Source organism: Rhizobium sp. O111 (assembly GCF_055616315.1).
Genome location: NZ_JBSHXL010000005.1, coordinates 15,621 through 33,524, shown reverse-complemented (window position 1 = coordinate 33,524; position 17,904 = coordinate 15,621). Strand labels below are relative to the sequence as shown.

Below are 17,904 nucleotides of genomic sequence, written 5' to 3'. Positions count from 1 at the left end.
GTACGCCGGGGCGCGGTGTTCGCGGTGGGGCCAAGCTCACCCCAGTTCGCATTTGCCCAGCTCGGCCGTGTCAACCAACGGTTACGGCCTTACTACCTCACGGCGCGTTTCGATGAGAATTCACTCGCGTTCGCCCTTCCGACCTTCGCCTCGCCCGACAAAATGCGTTGGCTGCATTTCCATCTTGGGCTTTCATTCCCGCTTCACACCACGCCGTTACCGACGTCGCATGGGGAATGTGGCGACAGAGTTGAACACTACTCATGGACCCATGGGGTCACTCCTTTCATGCGACTTTCACGTCGCACCGCCTGCTTGAATGTCATCCACATCGGCGAGGAATATCCACGGGCCAGGCCCTCCGACCAAAGCAGCAGCACATTCATGCCGGAATAGGGCTGACCGTTGTGGCGAAGCGGCCGGGTGATACGACCGTTCGTGTTCGCGGCGTTCCATGGCTTCATCCATGGGCGAACTCCTTTCTCCAGATCCTCGATGATCTTGTCAGTGATCCGCGTGTAGATGTCGGCCCGCTGGCCTTCGTCCTTCCTGCTCATTTCAAACCTCCAATTCAAGGAGGTCGCGCCGATCGCGACCCCGTCACGGCGGTCCAAAGTGCGGAGCGGAAAGGGGTGAGGGCACCGAAAGGCCGGAACGGACGTGGAGGACGGCGAAGCCGTTGCCCGAACGCCTCGCTCCGCCAGGACCAAAAGCCGGACGGGTTCGCGACGGGCCGATCTCGGCGTCACTGCTTCAGGAGATTCAAGGAATTGTTTCGAGGTCGGTCGACCTGAACTCATCCGCAGTGGCGAGGATCGGCACGCCATGGAATTTGGCACAGGCATAATGCAGGCAATCGCCGAGGTTCAGGCCATGGCGGCCGCTGCGATAGCGGTGAGCAGCGACAAGGGCGAGCCTCGTCGTCTCGGATGCGGGCGGAAGATCGCGAATCTCGATTTCCCGCGCTTCGAGGAATTCCATCACGATCGTTTCGACCGCGGGCACTGGAAGATTGAACTTGTCGGGCCGTGCAAGGCCGAGGACTGTTTCGAGAATGGCGACCGGAGATGTGAAGGGATGTCTGGCAGAAGCAACGGCGTCGGAGACGCGCGCCGCTTCCGGCTCATCAGAGAGAAGCGCGATGATGGCGCAGGCATCGACGAACATCAGGCGTCATCCCACATTTCGTCGAAGGCTTCAGGAGGAAGAGGCTTGCGGACGTCGTCGCTCATCGCGACCCCATGCTTTTCCCGCAGCCGCGCAGCAGTCTGCAGTGGCGTCTCCGCGCGATTGCGACGCTCGATCGCCTCCCGCATGGCAATGACGATGGCGTCGGTAATGCCGACGCCGGCCATTTCGGCGAACTTGCGCGTCAGCGCGTCCGCTTCCGGATTGTTGACGTTGATCGGCATGGGTCGTCTCCATGTAGATAAATCTCGAAAATAATGTAGATCATCGGGCGACCTTTTCCAAGGCCGTAGGCACGCTTGCTTCCCGACATGGAAAAAGGCGGGGCCGGAGCCCCGCCCGAAAGCGCTCAGTCGAAGGCCGACATCTGTGCTTCGGCCGCCTTGCGATCAAGAGAGTGACCTGGGTTTTCGACGGGCCGATCGAAGGGTTTCCAGGCCTCACCGACGATTTGCTTGTAGGCTGCAACGGCGCCCTCCGCGGCCACCCGAAGCGCATGAGCCTGCACGCCCATGTCGGCGGCAAACTCGCGTCTGCGCTGGGCAGCACTGTCGTAGCCGACAGGGCCGTCGAGGTCCTCGTCGCGGGCGTCGTTGGCAGCCTTGGCCGTGGCATCGCGTGCCTCGGTGACGGCGCGGCTATAGAATTGGCCTGCGCCGTGCGCCGAGCCGACGAAGGCGCCGACGATCCGCTGCAGATGGATCTGCATGGCCTTTTCGCCGAGACCATCGCTCAGAGCATCGGCCGTCTCGGAGATCAGACGCTCATGGAGATCGCGGATTCCGTCGCTGTCGACGATCGCGGTTCCGAAGCTCTCGGCGATCTTCAGCGCCTGGGCACTGTCGGGGCATGTGAGCCGGACCATTTCGACGGTTGCGCCTTTGCGCAGAGCCACGACGCGAGCGGATTGACGAGGGGAGGTAGCGGGCTTTGCCATGATTTCTTCCTTTCAACCTCGAAGCGGCTCCGGCCCCGTGCCGATTTGCCCTTCGGTGCGGTCGCCCCGAACCGGCGGAAGACGGGCGCTTCAAGGTCCGGAGACGACAGGCTGAGCGGAGCCGGTTTGCGGGCAAGCGGGGCATCCTGCCCTGCGAGGCCCGCAAGCCTGCTCCGTGAGGGACGGCGCCTCCGGCCGCCGGGCGGCGCGGATAGCGGCCTTGAAGCGAACGGCCGCTGGTTCAGACCGCAGCAAAACCGAAGGGCAAATCGGCACGGGGTCTGGTCCAACCAGGTACTGAAAGGAAGATGGCTGCCGGGACGCTATACGTCGTCACTTCCCGAACTCGCCGCACGCTCAATTGGCGCGATGATGGTCTCGGCCGAGGGTTTCGGCTTGGGCAGCCGATAATATTGCAGCCAGCTCGGACCGTGCGTGTTTCGAAGACCGCGGAGTGTCCCGCCATCGTCATAGGGCGCGCCACCCATCCAGACGTTGTTCAGGATGCTCTTCCAGCGACGCCCGTGTCTTGCGGCATAGGCCTGGAGCGCGGCTTCCTGTTCACCGCTCAAAGGAGGAAGTCTTTCGCGCTTCGGAACAGCGCGCTGCTTACTCGAGGCAACGTCAGCCTGTTCCTCCCTCGCGGCGATCATTCGTTTAAGCTCCGCAACGCCCGCGTCGAGGCACGCCTTTCCGTTGAGGTGGTGGAACTGCTGCCAGAACGCGGTGCGTTCCGCGGACGATGGCCCAATGCCGGCGCTCCGTTCGAGGTCTCCGATCGTACCCATGTCGCTAGACCTCCGCTCGTGGCTGAGCCGCGTCGCCAACGGGTTCGAACCGTTTGCGAAAGGCGGCTATCGCTGCATCCTGCCGAGCCAACTTTCGTGTCAGCGCGTCAACTTCCGGCTGACGCTCCGCTGTCAGGGCGGCGAGATTGTTGCGATAACGTTCGAGGAAGAAGCCCGTATCCGGCGCCTTTCCGCGCCGATATCCGGTTTGCCGGCGCGCGAGCTGTGGCAGGATCGATGTTATCCGGCGCAAGACCTGGCGATCGATCAGTTCGAGCTGGCGCTGCGTCTGCCGCCGCGCTTCTTCCATACGCGCCAGTTGCGCATGGTGGATTGGCATTGCAGCCATCACGCATCCCTCCCTTGCCACCCCACAAAACTGGAAGGACCGTCACAGGGATTATGACGGTCAGGATCGATGACGAAACCGAAGCGGTCGCGCGCGGCATACTCGGCGCGGGGCACGAGAAAGCGCATCTCCTCCACCCGCCCATCGCGCCGGCCGCCTCGCGTGGCGATGACCTCCGTCATGTCGGCATGGCGGCTGGAAAAGATCGCGGAGATCACGATCCAGTCGCCGGCATGCTTGCGCTCGAAGGCTTCCCGGTCCTTTGTCCAGGATTGGCCGGGCTGGAGTTCGCGGCCGTGGATCGCCTCCCAGGCGGACGGCCAGCTATTGCGGATCGTCTCATCGGCACATTTGCGCTCGTAGGACGTGAAGAGATCTGGGAAGGTGAGGGCGACAATCGCCCATTCTGCGTCCTCCTCGTACCAGGGCAAGGACTTTCGCAGCATCGGAAGGACGCGGGCATTCCGTTCGGCCGACAGATGAAACCCGCCATGACCGGCGGTCATATGGGAGACGATCCCCTCGGCGTAGATCGTCGCGAGCTGCGACAGACCCCATGGCGTAGTCGCTGCCATGCGGCTCTGGATCCGCCCGAGCGCGGATAGTTCATGGCTGTGCCGCGCGGTCTCGAACACGCGCGCGCGGAACGCTGTCTCATCTTCGAGGCGCCCTTCGTGACCGTGGAAATCCTCCCGCGTCAGCTCTGACAGCGGGCGAGTGAGGCGCCAGGCGCTCGCGAGGAAGCTGGCGCCATCGCGCGCCGGCACCATTGCCAGGAAGGTATCGGCGATCCGGGCGACCGGAAAGCCGTCCGCGCTGACGCCGAATTTCACCGCGGAGTCGTCGGCGGTAGGAACCCTGTCGTGTTGAAGATCGGGCGTGCTCATGCGGCAACCCTCCCTTCGACATGAGCCGCCGCGACCTCGTCGGCGGTCACCTCTTCGAGGATGGCATTCGGGTATCCATGCTCTTTCAGCCAGGCCACCGCCGCCTCGTGATTGCCGGCGAGATGGACAAGCTCCGCGTTCGCACCGGCGCGATCGAAGAGGCGGATAGAACCGAGTGCGGGGCGTTCGAGAACCTTGAAGGCGAGATCGGAATCGAGACCGAAGGTTCGGTGAATGCGCATGACGACGGTATTCTTTCCGCCGAAATCAGCCTCATGCAGCGTGAAATGCCCGGGCGAGGCGTAATTTCCGGATTGGCGCGGACCCTCCTTGCGGATCAGGCGGCCTTTGCTGTTGCGGGTTTGCCAGGCCGCCAGCTTCTTCTTGAAACGCTCGGGCGGCCGAGGGCTGCCGTCGGACCAGGCGACGATGGAGCCGATCGGGGCGAGGTCGTAGATCAGGGACGCAGACATAAGACATCTCCTTGGAATTCTGCGGTTCATGGAAACGAAGCCGCCGCCGGTGATGGCCGGCGGCGGTTGTCGATCGGATGAGAAGGGAAGGGAGGCTATTCGGCCGCAATGCCGTAGGCGGTTTCGTCCTCGTCAGGAGCCCCGTCGTCGGCCTCCGGATCGGGGGCGTCAAGTTCGGCGGCCTCGCCGGCGGCGCTGTCGTCCGCGAGTTCGCCAAGACCATCGCTCGTTTCTTCAGTGGTGACGCTGTCCTCCTCTTCGACGATCTCGCCTTTCTTGATCAGGTCGGCAAGTTCCTTCGGATCGGGCGCGAACAGGGCTGCCGGGTGGACGAAGTGCCCTTCCTTGAAGTGCTCGACGAGTGCTGCGCGGGTCTCGCGGACCTTCGGGCGCGGCAGAACCGGGGTGTCCTTGCACGACGCCTCAAGCGCCGCCCGCGACAGGCAAAGCAGGAAATCTTCGGTGCCCATGTTCGGGAGATATCCATCGGCGCCGATGGCCTCGCCGGCGATACGTGACACGATCCCGCTGTTCGACATGCCGCGGCGGCAAGAGAGCACATCGACCAGCATCGAGCGGGCGGCAACCCGCAACGTGTCGATCTCGAAGGACAGCTTACCGTCAGAGTCGAGCAACCGAACCGCATGGCGAGCGAACCGCTTCGTGCCGAAGACGGTGTCGTTTGCCCCGGAGTCGACCCGTACATTCAAGCCGGCGAAGGCGAGCACGAGGAGCGCCGTCAGCGTGTCGTCCTCGATCGGCGCGCGAGCGAGCGCTTCGTGCAGCGCGTCGGTCCTGAGGTCACCGATCATGTCGTGGCCCTTTTGCGTGACATCCGGACGCTGTTTCGGCGCGTCGATCACATCGTCGCCAGCGGTGGCACCACCTCCAACGACCGCTCTCTTGCCCGCCGTCTTCTTCTCCTCCGGCATCCGGTAATGCACGGTCTGAACCTTGCCGTTCCGATCCAGGTACATTGCGGTGTGGTCGCCCTTGCCTGGCTTGCCATAAACGCGGCTGGCCTTCTGCGGCAGCTTTACGTCACCCCATTGCGTGACCTCGGCGATCACGCCCTTCTTCGGCAGATTGTTGGTCATCCACTCCTGCTGGGCGCCGAGATAGGCTTCGACGTTGGTGGTGTAGCGGCTGTCCTCATCGGCAGGGGCAAACAGATCCTCGATCCATTCGATGCCATAGGCTTCCCTGAGATCGTCGCCGAAGCTCGCATCCTTTGCGTACATGCGGGTCTTGCTCAGCGCGTTGGCGATCTGGAACCACGTGGCAGGCTGGCCCTTCTTCGGCTTCTGCGCCTTCCAGACTTCCTTCTGCTCATCGAGGTGTGCCGCCGCGATCGTTCGAAGCTGCTGCTCGTTCGGCATGTCGCCGAGCGCCATTTGGTCGAGCATCGCCGGAAAGACATTGGCGAGCAGCCGCAACTTGCGAATCTGCCGGACGGGGAGGGCAAGTGCGACCGCAATCGCTTCCTCGGTCCAGTCGAGTGCGATCAGGCGTTCGATGCCGCGCCACTGGTCGACGGGGTTGAGCGGCTCCCTGGCGATGTTCTCGACCATGGACCGCATGGCGCCATTATCGTTAGCGGCTTCGACCACGAGAACCTCGATTTCCTCAAGGCCCGCGGCGATCGCCATGCGGGTCCGCCGATGGCCGGCTTCGATGACGTAGCCGTTTCCGCCATCGCTTTGCGGAAAGATGACGGGCGGCTGGATGATGCCGACGGCTTTGATGGTCGCGAGCAGCAGCGCATCAGCCTGCGGGGTGGATTTCGACTGACGAGTATTGTCCGGGTTGTCCTTCAACGAGCGCGGATCGACCTTCATGATGTGCATGGGATTTTCCTCTTCCGAGATGCGGGACACGGCTCGCTTGCCGGTCCTTCCTGTCTTCGTTTCTTTCGAAGACACCTCCCGGACCGCGGGGCGGGCGGCCCGGCGCAACTGCGGCCGAGCGTCCCTGCTGCGATGTCCGAGCGGGGCTAACAGCCCTGCGCGGGACGAGTGGCCGGGATGCGCAGGCGGCGGTTGAGCGCAAGCGGCGACTGGAAGACCGATCTGCGACCGGTTTCTTTTCCCTCTTCCTTCTTTTTGTCCTCCCTCCTTCCGGAAACTGCCGCTCACACTTTTGATAGTTCACAGCAACCGGAAACGCGCCTTAGGCTGTCGCAGCTCAAGGAGGTTTCGATGCACGATACAAAAGAGATATTTGCCTATCAGGTCGTTCCGGGAACAGACGAGATCCTTGCGTTCACCGAGACTTTGGGGCTCGCCTGGCAGGAGGCCTCCCGACATTTCGAGGGGCTGAAGGCCATGGACGAGAATGTCGAAGCGGGGTTGCGATCTACAAAGTCGGTTTGAAGAATCCGAGCCTCTCCGACTTCGTGACCGTCCTGAACGACCCGGAGGATATGAGCGGGCGGCTGATCGAAAAGATGGAGCGCGTCGAGGTGATTACCTGAGCGGGGGAAAACCGCGACGAGGATGACCGTCGTAGGGGTCGCTTCGATGAACGGAAATCAGGACAAAAAAAGAGGGCCACGAGAAAACTCGGGCCCTATAGGTATGAAGGTAATTTAAACCTCCAGAGGGGAACAGCTGCTGCGGCGGCACTGGGAGGAAAACCGCCATGTGCATCAGCTGTGAGCACTATGCTCAAATTTCGGTCGGAAGGAAAGCAAATATTGTGCAATGCAGCTATGCAAATGCTGCGTCGCATCAAAACCGCGATTCCATTCAAGCAGACTCCGCCGAGGCGGCGTCGTTCTGAACTGACGCGGCGGCAAGAGCGTCCTCGACGTCACGAAGCTGTCGGCGCTTTTCGGCAAGTTCGTCGGCGAAGGCGAAAGTGCCGCCTTCGCGCGAGCGATAGGAGACGAGCCGCCGGTGCGCATCATCGAGGCGATGGCGATAACGCTCGCGTTCCTCCTCGAACCCGTCGAGCGCATGCTCGAGGCGGGAGATGGCGCCGAGCGGTGTCACTGTGACCGCAAGGTCAATCTCGTAGGCGGCGCCTGTGCGCTGGAGCGTGGTGGCGTAGCGATAGCCGTCGCCCTTTCCGAAGCGCTCTCCCTCATAGACAAGATCGAAACCGCCGATAGATGCGAGGTGAACCTCGCCCTCCTGTTGGAGCTGGAGGAGCGTGAGAACCTCCTTCATCAGCGCGCGACCGGCTTCCTTGCGCTCATGGTGAAGCTTGCCCAGCACGGTCATCGCGAAGGCATCGCCGGCGGTCGGAACGAGCCGACCGATATCCTGGCCGATCTCGCCGATGCGGCGGGTCGACGTCTCGATGTCACGCTCGGCATCGCGCATCTGCCGGCGCACCGCATACTGGTCATCGTCATGGGCGGCGCGCAACCGTTCCAGTCGCGCGATATCGGCTTCGAGACCCGCTTTCTGCATCAGCCGCTCGTCGCCGGAGGCGATTGCCTTGGCCATGGCGAACTGGTTCGCCTGCCCTTCACCGAAGTCTTCGAGCCGGCGGATCGAAGTATCTCCGCTGAGCGCGGCGGCGATGAAGCGGGCCTTGCGCTCGTTGTTCTGCCACATGGAAGCGTCGAGGCTGCCCTCGGTCGCATAGGCGAAAATGTCGACGACATCGTGCTGATTACCCTGCCGGACGATGCGGCCTTCGCGCTGCTCGATGTGCGACGGCAGCCACGGCACATCGAGGTGATGCAGCGCTTTCAGCCGCGCTTGAGCGTTCACGCCCGTTCCCATCGTCTCCGACGATCCGATCAGGAACCGAATTCGGCCGGCGCGCACGTCGGCGAAGAGCCGTTGCTTGGCCTCGGTCTTCTTGTAGTCCTGCATGAAGGCGATTTCGGACGGGGGAACGCCCAGCCGCACAAACTCGTCGCGAATCCAGCGGTAGGCGGAAAAGCCGCGGGTCTTCTCGACGTTGATCGTGCCGAGATCGCTGAAGATCATCTGCGCGGCGCCGGGCAGGTCAAAGGGTTTGCCGTCCGGCCGGACGTAGGTATCGTCGCTCGTCTCTTGCCAGATGCGGAAGGCATTGCGGACGAGGAGGTTGAGCTTGTTGTCCTCCTCATTGTCGTTGGCCGGTATCACGAGGCGGAGATCGATCGCCGCATGGCGACCGTCGGTAATGACCGAGAGCAGGATATCGTCGCCGGGCTCAGCCGGTCCCTCGCGCATCTCGATCGCCTTGATGCGGGCATCGAGGATCTGCTGATAGGCCTTGAACGCCGGCGTCGGCTTGACGGTCAGGATCTGCCGTCGGCCGGTGGAGATATCAGGCACCTTGACGTATTCGCGGAGATCCGCCGGCATGACGACGTCGGCGAAAGCCCGGAACATGGCGATCAGTTCGGGCACATTGACGAAGCTCGCGAAGCGGCTGACCGGCTTGTATTTGCCGGACGGCTGGATCTCCAGCTCGGTCGTCGTATCGCCGAAGCAGGACGCCCAGGCATCGAATTCGTGTAAGCCGCGCTCGGCGAGAGCCTCGTGGCCGAGCAGGCGCTGGATCGAGAACATCTCACCGAGTGTGTTGGTGATCGGCGTGCCGGAGGCGAGCACCAGCGCGCGGCCCGGGTTCTTCGTTTCGAGGAACCGGGACTTCACATAGAGGTCCCAGGCGCGCTGCGAGCCGTTCGGGTCGATACCCTTCAGCGTCGACATGTTGGTCGCGAAGGAAAGCTTGCGGAACTCTTGCGCCTCGTCGACGATGATCTGGTCGACACCGATCTCGGAGATTGTGAGCAGATCGTCCTTGCGGGTCGCGAGCCCTTCCAGCCGTTCCTGCAAGCTTTCCTTCAGTCGCTCGAGGCGCTTGCGCGACACGCGGTCCTCGCTGTCCACCTTGGTCAGCAGATCCTCGTAGAGCTCCAACTCATCGTGGATCATCTGTTGTTCGAAGGCGGACGGCACGGCGATGAACCTGAAGGCCGAGTGCGTGATAATGATCGCATCCCAGGTCGCGGTCGCTGCCCGGCTCAAAAAGCGAAGCCGTTTGTCCTTGGTGAAGTTGGTCTCGTCGGCGACGAGGATCCGGGCATTGGGATAGAGTGCCAGAAATTCCCGCGCCGCCTGCGCCAGGCAATGACCAGGGACGACCAGCATCGCCTTGGCGATCAGGCCGAGACGTCGTTGTTCCATGATCGCGGCCGCCATCGTCATCGTCTTGCCCGCGCCGACGGCGTGGGCGAGATAGGTCGATCCGGAGGAGATGATCCGCCAGATGCCGCGTTTCTGGTGCCCATAAAGAACAAAGGCGCCAGAGGCGCCGGGAAGTTTCAGATGCGATCCGTCGAATTTTCGAGGCGCGATGTTGTTGAACCGGTCGTTATAGACCCGCGCCAGCCGGTCGGTGCGATCCGGATCGGTCCAAACCCAGTTTTGGAAGGCTTCCTTGATTTTCTGCAGCTTGTCGCGCGCCGCCTCGGTATCGACGACGTTCAGGACCCTCCGCTCGCCACCGGCATCCTTGTAGATATCGAAAATCTGGGGAACACGGCTGTTCAGCGCGTCGCCGAGCAACTCGCCGGCATCACGGCGGCTGGTGCCCCACTCCGATGTGCCGGCGGCGCAGTAGCCAAGCTGCCGTGCTTCCACCGTCCAGCTGCCCAATTCCGGCATATGGTGGATCCTGATCTCGGCACCCATCATCTCCTTCACGAAGGCGACGACGTCGCTGGCCGGAATCCAGGGCGCACCGAGACGTGCGGTGATGTCGGACGGGCGAAGATCGGCGGGTTGGACTGCCTGAAGCGCGCGGACGTTACGCTCGTAGGCTGGATCGAGTGCCGCGGCAGCTTCGGCGACACCAAGCTTGGTGCGGACCGCACCGGAGAGGTAGGCATCCGACGTCTGCCAGGAGCCATCGGCGGGATCCTGGAAAATCGCATCGCCGAGCTCGTCGACGACGGCATCGGCATGTCTGTGCAGCAGTTCGGCGATATGCTCGACATCGACGCGGCCACGTTCGTTGAGCACCACGGCCAACGCATCCGCCGCACTGGTGATTTCGGGCGGCGCAGGCGGCGCGATGACCCGTTCGGAAAAGATCGGGCGCGGTTTTGCGGTATCGGTGTCGAGGTCGTAGTCCTCGATCGAGGCGACCAGCCAGCAATCGGGATCGTCGAGGAAAGGCTGCAGGTTTGGACGGCGGTGCGTTTCGCGCACCTCGCCGGATTCCTCGTCCTCGCTGATCGAGACGGTGGTGTGGTTGATCGGACCGAAATCACGCACGAAGCTCGACCAGGCGATGCGCAAGCGAACCTGCAGATCACGCCACGGCCGATCCTGCTCCTGGGCCCTCAGCACCTCACGCACCGCGTCGCGGATTGGGATCAGCTTCTTGATGATCCCGACGTGCTTTTCCGGGATGCCGTCCCCGGTGCGCCCCTTGCGGACTTTGACCTCCACGGGTGCGCCGTCCACCATCTGCATCAGGCCGTGCCTGTTATCGATGAAGAAGCTACCCTCACGGACCTTGGCGTCACCGGGGCGAAGATCGATGATCTCGCCGAGCTCGTCCTCGAGGTCGACGTCGATTGCGGTCGGCTCACCGTCATAGCGGCCTTCAGGCAGCAGGCGAACGACGTTCTTTAGAGCCGCCTGCAGGTCCTCGCCAGCGCGTGGCTGGCATGTATAGGTCTCGCCGAACGGTCCGGAGGTCAGGGCATGATCGCCGAGGACGAAATTAGGATGCTCTGCAAACCAGCGGTTCACGCGAACTGCGCCCTCGTCTTGGCTTTCGGGCCGCACCTCCTCGAGATCGAGCCATGACAGATCGCTTGTCGGTTCGCCGACCTTGCGCTTGCGGAAGAACAGAAGGTCGACCACGACATCCGTGCCAGCATCGCGGCGGAAACTCCCCTCCGGCAATCGGATCGCGGCAATCAGGTCGGCGGTTTTGGCGATGTACTCACGCGCGGTCGCGTCGGCCTTGTCCATCGTGCCGGAACTGGTGACGAACGCGGCGAGCGCGCCGGGCTTCAGCAGGTCGATCGAACGGGTGATGAAGTAGTCGTGCAGCCTGAGACCGAGTGAGCGATAGGTCCGGTCAGACCGGACGGTGCGATCGGAGAAGGGTGGATTGCCAATGGCGAGATCGTAGATCGGCGCCAGATCGGCGCGCGCAAAATCGCCATTGATGATGCGGGCCTTAGGCTGCAGCAGCTTGACGATCCGGGCCGTGACGGGATCGAGTTCGACGCCGGTGACGAAGGTCCTGTCGCGAAAGGCCGCCGGCATCAGAGCCGGAAACAGGCCCGTACCGATACCCGGCTCGAGCATGCGGCCGCCACACCAGCCCAGGCGCTGCAAGCCCGACCAGATTGCCCGGATGATGAACTCCGGCGTGAAATGGGCATATTGCGTGCAGCGGGCGAGCGACGCGTAGTCGGCATCTGAAACGGCACTTTCGAGCGAGCCACCGAGCTCGCCCCACCCGGCCCGGAAATCGACTTCGCCGGGGCGGCGGAACATACCGTTCGCCAGTTCGCTGGCGCCGAAGCCGGTGAAGCGGATGAGTTGCGCCTGCTCCTTCGCGTTGGCTGGCCGATCCTGCTTCTCGATGTTGTTCGCGATCAGGATCGCCGCAACATTGGCGCGAGCGCGATCCTTCCAGGATCCGGCCAAGCCCCGATCCGCATCGTCGAGGTAGAAGTTGCACCGGTTGCCCTGGCGCCGGGGCGCCGGACGTTCTATCGCCGCGGCCGGCAAGGCCGGGGAGGGAGAGGGCGGCGTCGGTTCCGGGTCATCGTCGTTGGCCGCGACCGTATCGAAGCCGCCGAACGGTGTGACGCCCAGGCCGAGGCCTGATGACAGCGCGCTGCTGCCGAACATGTCGAGAGTGAAGGGATCGTTGCTCATGGAGGTTTCCTCGGAAAATGGCGAGCGTCATCACCCCGCGGGAAGCACTTGCGGGGATTAAAGGGAGCTCAAGGGTTTGGGATAGGTGGCCAAACGGGCCGGACTGGTCGCGAATTGCCTAGGGCTTCGCGACCAGGAAGAGCTGCATCGAGTCCTGAAGGAATGCGATACGCAGGTGCGTCGCCTCCGGCGCGGCCGCCATCATCGCTTCGAGCTGTTCCGCATCGACGAAATCGACTCCGTCATCGCCGCCGAATGTCCGGCGTTTGACTGCGAACCAGTCGTCATTGGTGCGGGGATCGCATTCCTCGGCATAAACGACCAAAGGCTTGGCGCCATCGGGCAGCTTGCCGTTCGACAGGAGGTAGACTCCTTGGTCGCCGACGAGCCAGAGGCCGGGCTTCTCGTCCTTGCCAGGGCGCAGGCCGTAGTAGGGGTTACGAAAGCCGCCATTGGCTTCGGCGTCGGCACGACTGCGGGCGACGACCTCGCGGACGGATGTAAGCGGGAAGGAAAGCATAGTGTGCCTCCCTCATGCGGCAATCGGCGAGGGGAGGTGGCGCAGCTGCACCGGCAGCTTCGCCGCGATCTCGTCGTCGGTCAGCTCGTCGAGCAGTTTCAGAGTGCTGCCCACTGCGCCGCCGTAGAGCATGATCGTGCGCTTGCCGCGCGCAGCTTCGTCCCAGCGATCGCCGGCATAGCCACGATAGTCGTCCGCCGTGATGCTCCAGATATGCTCCAGGCGTTCCTCGCGCGTCATGGCGCGCACCGGCCGGCTCTCACGCTCGATGATTGCCACGCGCATGCGCTCGACGGCGCCTTTGTCCGATAGATCGCAATAGCCGTGGAAATGTCGGATGACACCATCGATGCGCAATGCGAAGAACACTGATGTCACCGAACCCGTCAGATACTCGCGCATGGCGAACATCGACCCGCGGATCCAGAGCGGTGGCAGGATCTCGAACATATAGTCGTGCTCGGTCTCGGCGATCTCGAACCATTCGCCGGAATAGAGGAGCGAGGCGTCACCGTCCCAACGGTTCGGACGTTGAGCGTGCCGATCGAACATCCGGAACATTTGCTGGCGTGAGGCAACGCCGTGGAAGACCTTGCGGATTGCGGGAGAGGGATACATCTGCGGCTCCTTGGAGATGGTTCCGGACCGAAGTGCGGCACTGTCCTTCCGACCTTGCCATCCTCTTCAGTCCTTCATGACACCTCCCGGGCCGCCGGCATCGCGACCGGCCGGGTCAAGGGCCGGCTCGCCCGGGCGAAGCTTCCCTTGACGCGGGCGGCGCGAATGCGGCACGCCGCCTTCCTTCCTTTCCCTCTTTTCTTTCTCCCTGATTTTCAGGGTTTCGTTCCAATCCTCCTCGGGCGGGCGGAGCCGCGACCAGTCGCAGCCGACGGTATCCGCGAGCGCCCGCAAGCGCTCGGCAAACATCTCTCCTTGCGGATTGCCGTCTGTCGCGGCGACGAGGAGACTATCTGCTCGCGAGGCCATCTGCCGAAGCGCCGCCTCCGTCGACGGCGACCATCCGCCCCCGGTACTGAGATACACGGTTCCATCGCGCAGCCCCTCGATGGCGGCAAGGCTCATGGCGTCGATCGCAGCTTCCGTCACGGCCAGGCGCAACGCTGGGTCCGGTCCCAGACGGAAGAGGACCTTCGTTCCACCGGAGGCAAATCCCCGATATTCAGGACCGCGCGCCTCCCAGCCGGTCACAACTCCGGCATTGTCGGTGTGCGCTGCCCACATGCTGCCTTGCGGGCCTTCCCGCAGACGGTCTTGCCCGATCGTGGCTCGGAGCAGAGTGGCAGGAAGGAAGCGCTCACCGTTCAGATAAGCCCATGTCGACGAGCTGGGCCACGGCCGGCGGCGTGCCTGCCAACGCTCGGGTAAAGAAAGATCGAGGTCTCGGTCAGGCCTCGGCGCCTGCCATTCCGGCTCCGTGATCGCAAAACCAACAAGGCCGGCGACCCTTCCGGCGCCTTCGAGAAAGCCAACATGATCGAGATGTTCGACAAGTCCGAACACATCGCCTTTCGCATCGCCGAGCGGATCGAACCATCCGCGACCGTCATGGGTGACGATGATAATTTCGCCCGACCGGCGGAACTTCACCGCCCGCCGGGTACTCTCCTTTAGATCGATGGCGAAGCCCGCCTGCTCAAGAACAGCCGCGCAGCTCACCTGGTCGCGCAGCGCCTCTATTTCCTTTCTGTCCATGCTTTTCCTCATTGCCTTTCTTGCCCGTCGCTTCGCAGGCGCGCTCCACCCGCCGCGAAGAGCAAAGGCCGCAAGGGCGCGGCTGACAATTGTCGGATCATGCAATACCCGGCCGCGGCGCAGCCTCCCTTGCGGCCTGCCGCGCGCAAGCGGCACGCCGAAGGCACTGGCGGCCGGCTCAATGAGCCGGCCAGGGGAAGAACTCATTGACGATCTCAAGGGCGTCACCGGCGTCGATCTCGTCAGAAGGGAGGACGCCATATTCGCCGTCGACTTCGAAGACGGTGACCGGGACCATCAGGTCGCGGGAAAGCTGGAAGGCGTGGGACTGAGCGAGGGAAAGATCGTGCGACATATAAGAGGCTCCTGCGGGAGCGGGCCAATCCCGCTCGATGGCTCCTCAAAAGGCCCGGCGACGGGCGCGATCACCGCGAGGCGAAGCCGAAGCGGCCGCAGCTTGCTAGCGGACCCTTAACGGGTTGATCGTGGAAGATCCGGCGCCGGGCCAGGACGCCATCACAAAAGAGCGGGATTGGGCTGCTTCCGGGGGAGATGAACGGTTCGCGCACGCATTTCATACCATGCCAGTTTCGCGGCTGACTTCCGCAACACGAAGATGGTTTCCGCTTTCGACATTGCCGTTGACTGGCAATCTATCTCGTCCGGATCGTTTCCGACGGCGTTTCGCCAAAAGCCTGATAGTAGACGGCCGCAAACCGCCCCATATGGGTGAACCCTGCACTGCGTGCCGCGTCGGCGATCGACCGCGAGCCGGTATCGTCGACCAGCGCTCGGCGCGCTGCTTCGAGGCGGATCGTTTTGAGATAGCCCAAAGGCGTTGTGCCCTTGAACCGCTGGAAGGCGACCTGCAATGCTCTGACGCTCGTACCGGTCTCGCTGGCTATCGACGCAACAGTGAGAGGTTGCGACAGGTTGGCATGCATATACTCGATCGCCCGTTTCACCTGCCGGGGCACCGCCGGCGAGACCGGCCGCTCGAGCCGCGGCATGTAGCTATTGGGAACAACCTCCAGAAGTGCGATCATCGTCGACTCAAACAGCCGCTCGATGGCAGCCGGCGCCAATCGATCCGCGTCGGAAAGATTAAGACAGCTCCATACGAGATGGCCGAGTGCGGCCAGCCGCAGACCCTTCTCGGTGGTCAGATCGACGATGCGGTCGAAATGAAGGTCTGCCGTGACAGGCCCATCCAAGAGTTCACTGACCTGTTGCACCATCGCCGACTTTGCGAAGGAGAGGCCGATATAGCTGGAATGTTCATGAGGGGTCAGCTCATCGAACTGAGCGAGATCCTCCAGAAAACCAACTGCCTGTGCCGTCGAAAGGCGCAGTGCCCCCGAACGTGTCCCAGGCGTGGTGGATAGGGGCAGGTAAAGCAAATAAGCGTCTGGCGCGCCATCGAACGCCAGCTTCAGGGCTGAATGGCACTTTCCTTTCCAGGCGTGGAACCGGCCGACGATGTAATGGCTGTCCCCGACGCAAGACACGTGATCGCGATCCAGCTGACCAACCGGGCCGGCCTGCGCGATGTTGCCATGTCGGAGTGCAGCATGCTGCAATGGGCATCTCCAGGAGTTGAGTTTCGCCGCATAACCGGAGCGGCACCAAACTAGGCGTTCCCGCGGGAACCCTTTACATCCGTCGCGGCCATGGCCTTGACGAGGGATAGGACCTGACGGCGCAGTGCCGGCCTTGCTATCCTGGCGAAGGCGACGTTGAGGTCTCGCCCCTCGTCGGTATCGAGGAAGGCGCTGAGCTCCATCTCGGCGCCGGTGCCTGTCAGCCCATCGGGTTTTCCATCACGGCTCTGGCTGTCGAAGAAATACGACACCGGCACACCGAGCAGAGTGGCGACATTGAGCAAACGGCTCGCGCCGACGCGGTTCGTGCCCTTCTCGTATTTCTGGACTTGCTGGAACGTCACGCCCAAAGCCTCGGCGAGTGTGCTTTGGCTCATTCCGCGCACGCTTGCTCCCACCTCGACATCGATCGGGCTCGGCGCTTTGGCCTTGCTCTGATTGTTCACATGATTGGTCATTTCATCGCCATCCCTGTCGTTGAAAGGTCGTGGGTTTGCTGCTCGCCGCCCTGCGGCCAACATCAGTCGGGCTCCGAAAGGCTTGCCTTCTCGAGAGCCTCCTGCATCGAACTCGCCTCGAGTGCAGCAAGCGCTTGCTCGAGATAGCTTTCGATTTCAATGACGCTTCTGCCTTGGAGCAGGGCGATTTCATCAACAGTCTTTCCCATCGACACCCATCGAAGGCAGGTCTTTTCGATGGGCGAAAGCATCCAATGTTCCATGACCAACCTGCTTTCGTTGGTGTTTATTTTCATCCTCGAGCAACAGGGCGAACGATCCGCCCGATGGGTTTGCCCCTGACTTCCGCAGCGGAACGACTGGTGACCTACCTCCCGGTTGCCTCGCAGATCCGAAGAAAGCTTTCCGCGCGCAGACTGGCGCCGCCGACCAGAACACCGTCGACATTTTCAAGAGCAAGAATCTCGGCCGAATTCTCAGGTTTGACGGATCCACCATAGAGGATCCTGAGCTGTGCACCGATCGATCCATAGGCATCGATCAGACTGGATCGGATGCAGGCATGGGCGGCGAGAATTTCGCTTTGTTCGGGCAGCCGACCGGTCCCAATCGACCAGACCGGCTCATAAGCTATGACCAAGGCGAGCTCGTTCATTTCGGCGGGCAGGCAACCCTGCAGCTGGTTTTTGAGGACAGTAAGCGTCTCCTGGCGGAGATGCTCCGCTTCTGTCTCACCGACGCAAATTACTGGCATCAAGCCGGCGCTCACCGCAATCTCGGCCTTGCGCCTGACCATCGCGTCCGTCTCGCCCTGATATTGCCGCCTCTCGGAATGACCGAGTATGACGACGCGGGCGCGGGAATCGGCGATCATCCTGGCGGATATGTCGCCGGTATGGGCGCCAGCTTCCTGAGCGCTGCAATCCTGGGCACCGAGAAGAAGCCGGCTTCCGGCGATTATCCTCACGGCGGATTGCAGGAGCGTTGCCGGAGGACATATAGCCACATCCGCATTCAGCTCGCCGATGTTCCAGGCGACCTTTTCGATCTCGGCGAGATCGGCCGTAAGCCCGTTCATTTTCCAGTTGCCGACGATGAGCCGGCGGGGAGTGTTACTCAAGTTCTTGCCCCCGG

General features: G+C 62.7%; 18 protein-coding genes and 1 pseudogene. 1 reads left to right on the top strand and 18 read right to left on the bottom strand.

Translation table 11 applies throughout. The features are described from left to right. Positions 1–305 precede the first annotated feature (305 nt). The 9 genes and pseudogenes from ACVTFQ_RS33095 to ACVTFQ_RS33055 form a co-directional block, all read right to left on the bottom strand. Positions 306–557: pseudogene (locus ACVTFQ_RS33095) on the bottom strand (ArdC-like ssDNA-binding domain-containing protein); the annotation flags it as partial. A 205-nt stretch (positions 558–762) separates the two neighbouring features. Further along, complete coding sequence (locus ACVTFQ_RS33090; protein WP_077768132.1) at positions 763–1,167, bottom strand: type II toxin-antitoxin system VapC family toxin; 405 nt, start codon at positions 1,165–1,167, stop codon at positions 763–765. Continuing rightward, positions 1,167–1,412 (bottom strand): type II toxin-antitoxin system VapB family antitoxin, encoded by a 246-nt coding sequence (locus ACVTFQ_RS33085; RefSeq protein WP_077768133.1) that lies wholly within the window; start codon positions 1,410–1,412, stop codon positions 1,167–1,169. The genes ACVTFQ_RS33090 and ACVTFQ_RS33085 overlap by 1 nt, the downstream gene beginning before the upstream one ends. Positions 1,413–1,537: 125 nt before the next feature. Further along, positions 1,538–2,125, bottom strand: a complete 588-nt coding sequence (locus ACVTFQ_RS33080) for a hypothetical protein (RefSeq protein ID WP_012475981.1) — start codon at positions 2,123–2,125, stop codon at positions 1,538–1,540. A 323-nt stretch (positions 2,126–2,448) separates the two neighbouring features. Further along, positions 2,449–2,913, bottom strand: coding sequence for a hypothetical protein (locus tag ACVTFQ_RS33075; RefSeq protein WP_012475980.1), 465 nt, complete (start codon positions 2,911–2,913; stop codon positions 2,449–2,451). Between the two features lie 4 nt (positions 2,914–2,917). Further along, positions 2,918–3,262 carry a hypothetical protein gene (locus tag ACVTFQ_RS33070; RefSeq protein ID WP_012475979.1) on the bottom strand — a complete coding sequence of 115 codons (345 nt, stop codon included), beginning with the start codon at positions 3,260–3,262 and terminating at the stop codon, positions 2,918–2,920. Further along, complete coding sequence (locus ACVTFQ_RS33065; protein WP_012475978.1) at positions 3,262–4,149, bottom strand: DUF7007 domain-containing protein; 888 nt, start codon at positions 4,147–4,149, stop codon at positions 3,262–3,264. Before ACVTFQ_RS33065 ends, ACVTFQ_RS33070 begins: the two co-directional genes overlap by 1 nt. Continuing rightward, positions 4,146–4,622, bottom strand: coding sequence for a Nif11-like leader peptide family natural product precursor (locus ACVTFQ_RS33060; protein WP_077768134.1), 477 nt, complete (start codon positions 4,620–4,622; stop codon positions 4,146–4,148). Before ACVTFQ_RS33060 ends, ACVTFQ_RS33065 begins: the two co-directional genes overlap by 4 nt. 95 nt (positions 4,623–4,717) lie before the next feature. Beyond that, on the bottom strand, positions 4,718–6,469 hold the full coding sequence (locus tag ACVTFQ_RS33055) for a ParB/RepB/Spo0J family partition protein (RefSeq protein ID WP_012475976.1): 1,752 nt from the start codon (positions 6,467–6,469) through the stop codon (positions 4,718–4,720). Between the two features lie 351 nt (positions 6,470–6,820). Between ACVTFQ_RS33055 and ACVTFQ_RS33050 the strand changes: the two genes are divergently transcribed. Next, positions 6,821–6,994 (top strand): hypothetical protein, encoded by a 174-nt coding sequence (locus ACVTFQ_RS33050; protein WP_236771566.1) that lies wholly within the window; start codon positions 6,821–6,823, stop codon positions 6,992–6,994. Between the two features lie 375 nt (positions 6,995–7,369). On the opposite strand, the gene ACVTFQ_RS33045 is transcribed toward ACVTFQ_RS33050, so the two are convergent. The 9 genes from ACVTFQ_RS33045 to tpiA form a co-directional block, all read right to left on the bottom strand. After that, positions 7,370–12,478 (bottom strand): DEAD/DEAH box helicase family protein, encoded by a 5,109-nt coding sequence (locus ACVTFQ_RS33045; RefSeq protein ID WP_012475975.1) that lies wholly within the window; start codon positions 12,476–12,478, stop codon positions 7,370–7,372. Positions 12,479–12,596: 118 nt separating this feature from the next. Then, a complete protein-coding gene (locus tag ACVTFQ_RS33040; RefSeq protein WP_012475974.1) occupies positions 12,597–12,998 on the bottom strand; it encodes a DUF3085 domain-containing protein in 402 nt (133 codons plus the stop codon). A 12-nt stretch (positions 12,999–13,010) separates the two neighbouring features. Further along, the gene (locus ACVTFQ_RS33035) at positions 13,011–13,616 is read right to left on the bottom strand and encodes a DUF1419 domain-containing protein (protein ID WP_012475973.1); all 606 of its coding nucleotides are present in this window, start codon (positions 13,614–13,616) and stop codon (positions 13,011–13,013) included. Positions 13,617–13,682: 66 nt separating this feature from the next. Beyond that, positions 13,683–14,711, bottom strand: coding sequence for a DUF3991 and toprim domain-containing protein (locus ACVTFQ_RS33030; RefSeq protein ID WP_077768135.1), 1,029 nt, complete (start codon positions 14,709–14,711; stop codon positions 13,683–13,685). 178 nt (positions 14,712–14,889) lie between these two features. Further along, complete coding sequence (locus tag ACVTFQ_RS33025; RefSeq protein WP_162854299.1) at positions 14,890–15,066, bottom strand: hypothetical protein; 177 nt, start codon at positions 15,064–15,066, stop codon at positions 14,890–14,892. A 298-nt stretch (positions 15,067–15,364) separates the two neighbouring features. Further along, the gene (locus ACVTFQ_RS33020) at positions 15,365–16,291 is read right to left on the bottom strand and encodes a helix-turn-helix transcriptional regulator (RefSeq protein WP_077768136.1); all 927 of its coding nucleotides are present in this window, start codon (positions 16,289–16,291) and stop codon (positions 15,365–15,367) included. A gap of 50 nt (positions 16,292–16,341) precedes the next feature. Then, positions 16,342–16,770, bottom strand: coding sequence for a helix-turn-helix domain-containing protein (locus ACVTFQ_RS33015; protein WP_077768182.1), 429 nt, complete (start codon positions 16,768–16,770; stop codon positions 16,342–16,344). A 62-nt stretch (positions 16,771–16,832) separates the two neighbouring features. Continuing rightward, a complete protein-coding gene (locus ACVTFQ_RS33010; protein ID WP_236771892.1) occupies positions 16,833–17,021 on the bottom strand; it encodes a helix-turn-helix domain-containing protein in 189 nt (62 codons plus the stop codon). Positions 17,022–17,137: 116 nt separating this feature from the next. After that, positions 17,138–17,890, bottom strand: a complete 753-nt coding sequence (gene tpiA, locus ACVTFQ_RS33005) for a triose-phosphate isomerase (RefSeq protein WP_077768138.1) — start codon at positions 17,888–17,890, stop codon at positions 17,138–17,140. Positions 17,891–17,904: the final 14 nt, after the last annotated feature.

What these genes read in the sequence shown, in the direction of transcription:
- ACVTFQ_RS33015 (WP_077768182.1), bottom strand. Translation starts at nt 16,770, where the DNA reads ATGACCAATCATGTGAACAATCAGAGCAAGGCCAAAGCGCCGAGCCCG.
- ACVTFQ_RS33025 (WP_162854299.1), bottom strand. Translation starts at nt 15,066, where the DNA reads ATGTCGCACGATCTTTCCCTCGCTCAGTCCCACGCCTTCCAGCTTTCC.
- ACVTFQ_RS33030 (WP_077768135.1), bottom strand. Translation starts at nt 14,711, where the DNA reads ATGGACAGAAAGGAAATAGAGGCGCTGCGCGACCAGGTGAGCTGCGCG.
- ACVTFQ_RS33065 (WP_012475978.1), bottom strand. Translation starts at nt 4,149, where the DNA reads ATGAGCACGCCCGATCTTCAACACGACAGGGTTCCTACCGCCGACGAC.
- ACVTFQ_RS33090 (WP_077768132.1), bottom strand. Translation starts at nt 1,167, where the DNA reads ATGTTCGTCGATGCCTGCGCCATCATCGCGCTTCTCTCTGATGAGCCG.
- ACVTFQ_RS33070 (WP_012475979.1), bottom strand. Translation starts at nt 3,262, where the DNA reads ATGGCTGCAATGCCAATCCACCATGCGCAACTGGCGCGTATGGAAGAA.
- ACVTFQ_RS33040 (WP_012475974.1), bottom strand. Translation starts at nt 12,998, where the DNA reads ATGCTTTCCTTCCCGCTTACATCCGTCCGCGAGGTCGTCGCCCGCAGT.
- ACVTFQ_RS33035 (WP_012475973.1), bottom strand. Translation starts at nt 13,616, where the DNA reads ATGTATCCCTCTCCCGCAATCCGCAAGGTCTTCCACGGCGTTGCCTCA.
- ACVTFQ_RS33050 (WP_236771566.1), top strand. Translation starts at nt 6,821, where the DNA reads ATGCACGATACAAAAGAGATATTTGCCTATCAGGTCGTTCCGGGAACA.
- ACVTFQ_RS33045 (WP_012475975.1), bottom strand. Translation starts at nt 12,478, where the DNA reads ATGAGCAACGATCCCTTCACTCTCGACATGTTCGGCAGCAGCGCGCTG.
- ACVTFQ_RS33075 (WP_012475980.1), bottom strand. Translation starts at nt 2,913, where the DNA reads ATGGGTACGATCGGAGACCTCGAACGGAGCGCCGGCATTGGGCCATCG.
- ACVTFQ_RS33080 (WP_012475981.1), bottom strand. Translation starts at nt 2,125, where the DNA reads ATGGCAAAGCCCGCTACCTCCCCTCGTCAATCCGCTCGCGTCGTGGCT.
- ACVTFQ_RS33010 (WP_236771892.1), bottom strand. Translation starts at nt 17,021, where the DNA reads ATGCTTTCGCCCATCGAAAAGACCTGCCTTCGATGGGTGTCGATGGGA.
- ACVTFQ_RS33085 (WP_077768133.1), bottom strand. Translation starts at nt 1,412, where the DNA reads ATGCCGATCAACGTCAACAATCCGGAAGCGGACGCGCTGACGCGCAAG.
- ACVTFQ_RS33055 (WP_012475976.1), bottom strand. Translation starts at nt 6,469, where the DNA reads ATGCACATCATGAAGGTCGATCCGCGCTCGTTGAAGGACAACCCGGAC.
- ACVTFQ_RS33060 (WP_077768134.1), bottom strand. Translation starts at nt 4,622, where the DNA reads ATGTCTGCGTCCCTGATCTACGACCTCGCCCCGATCGGCTCCATCGTC.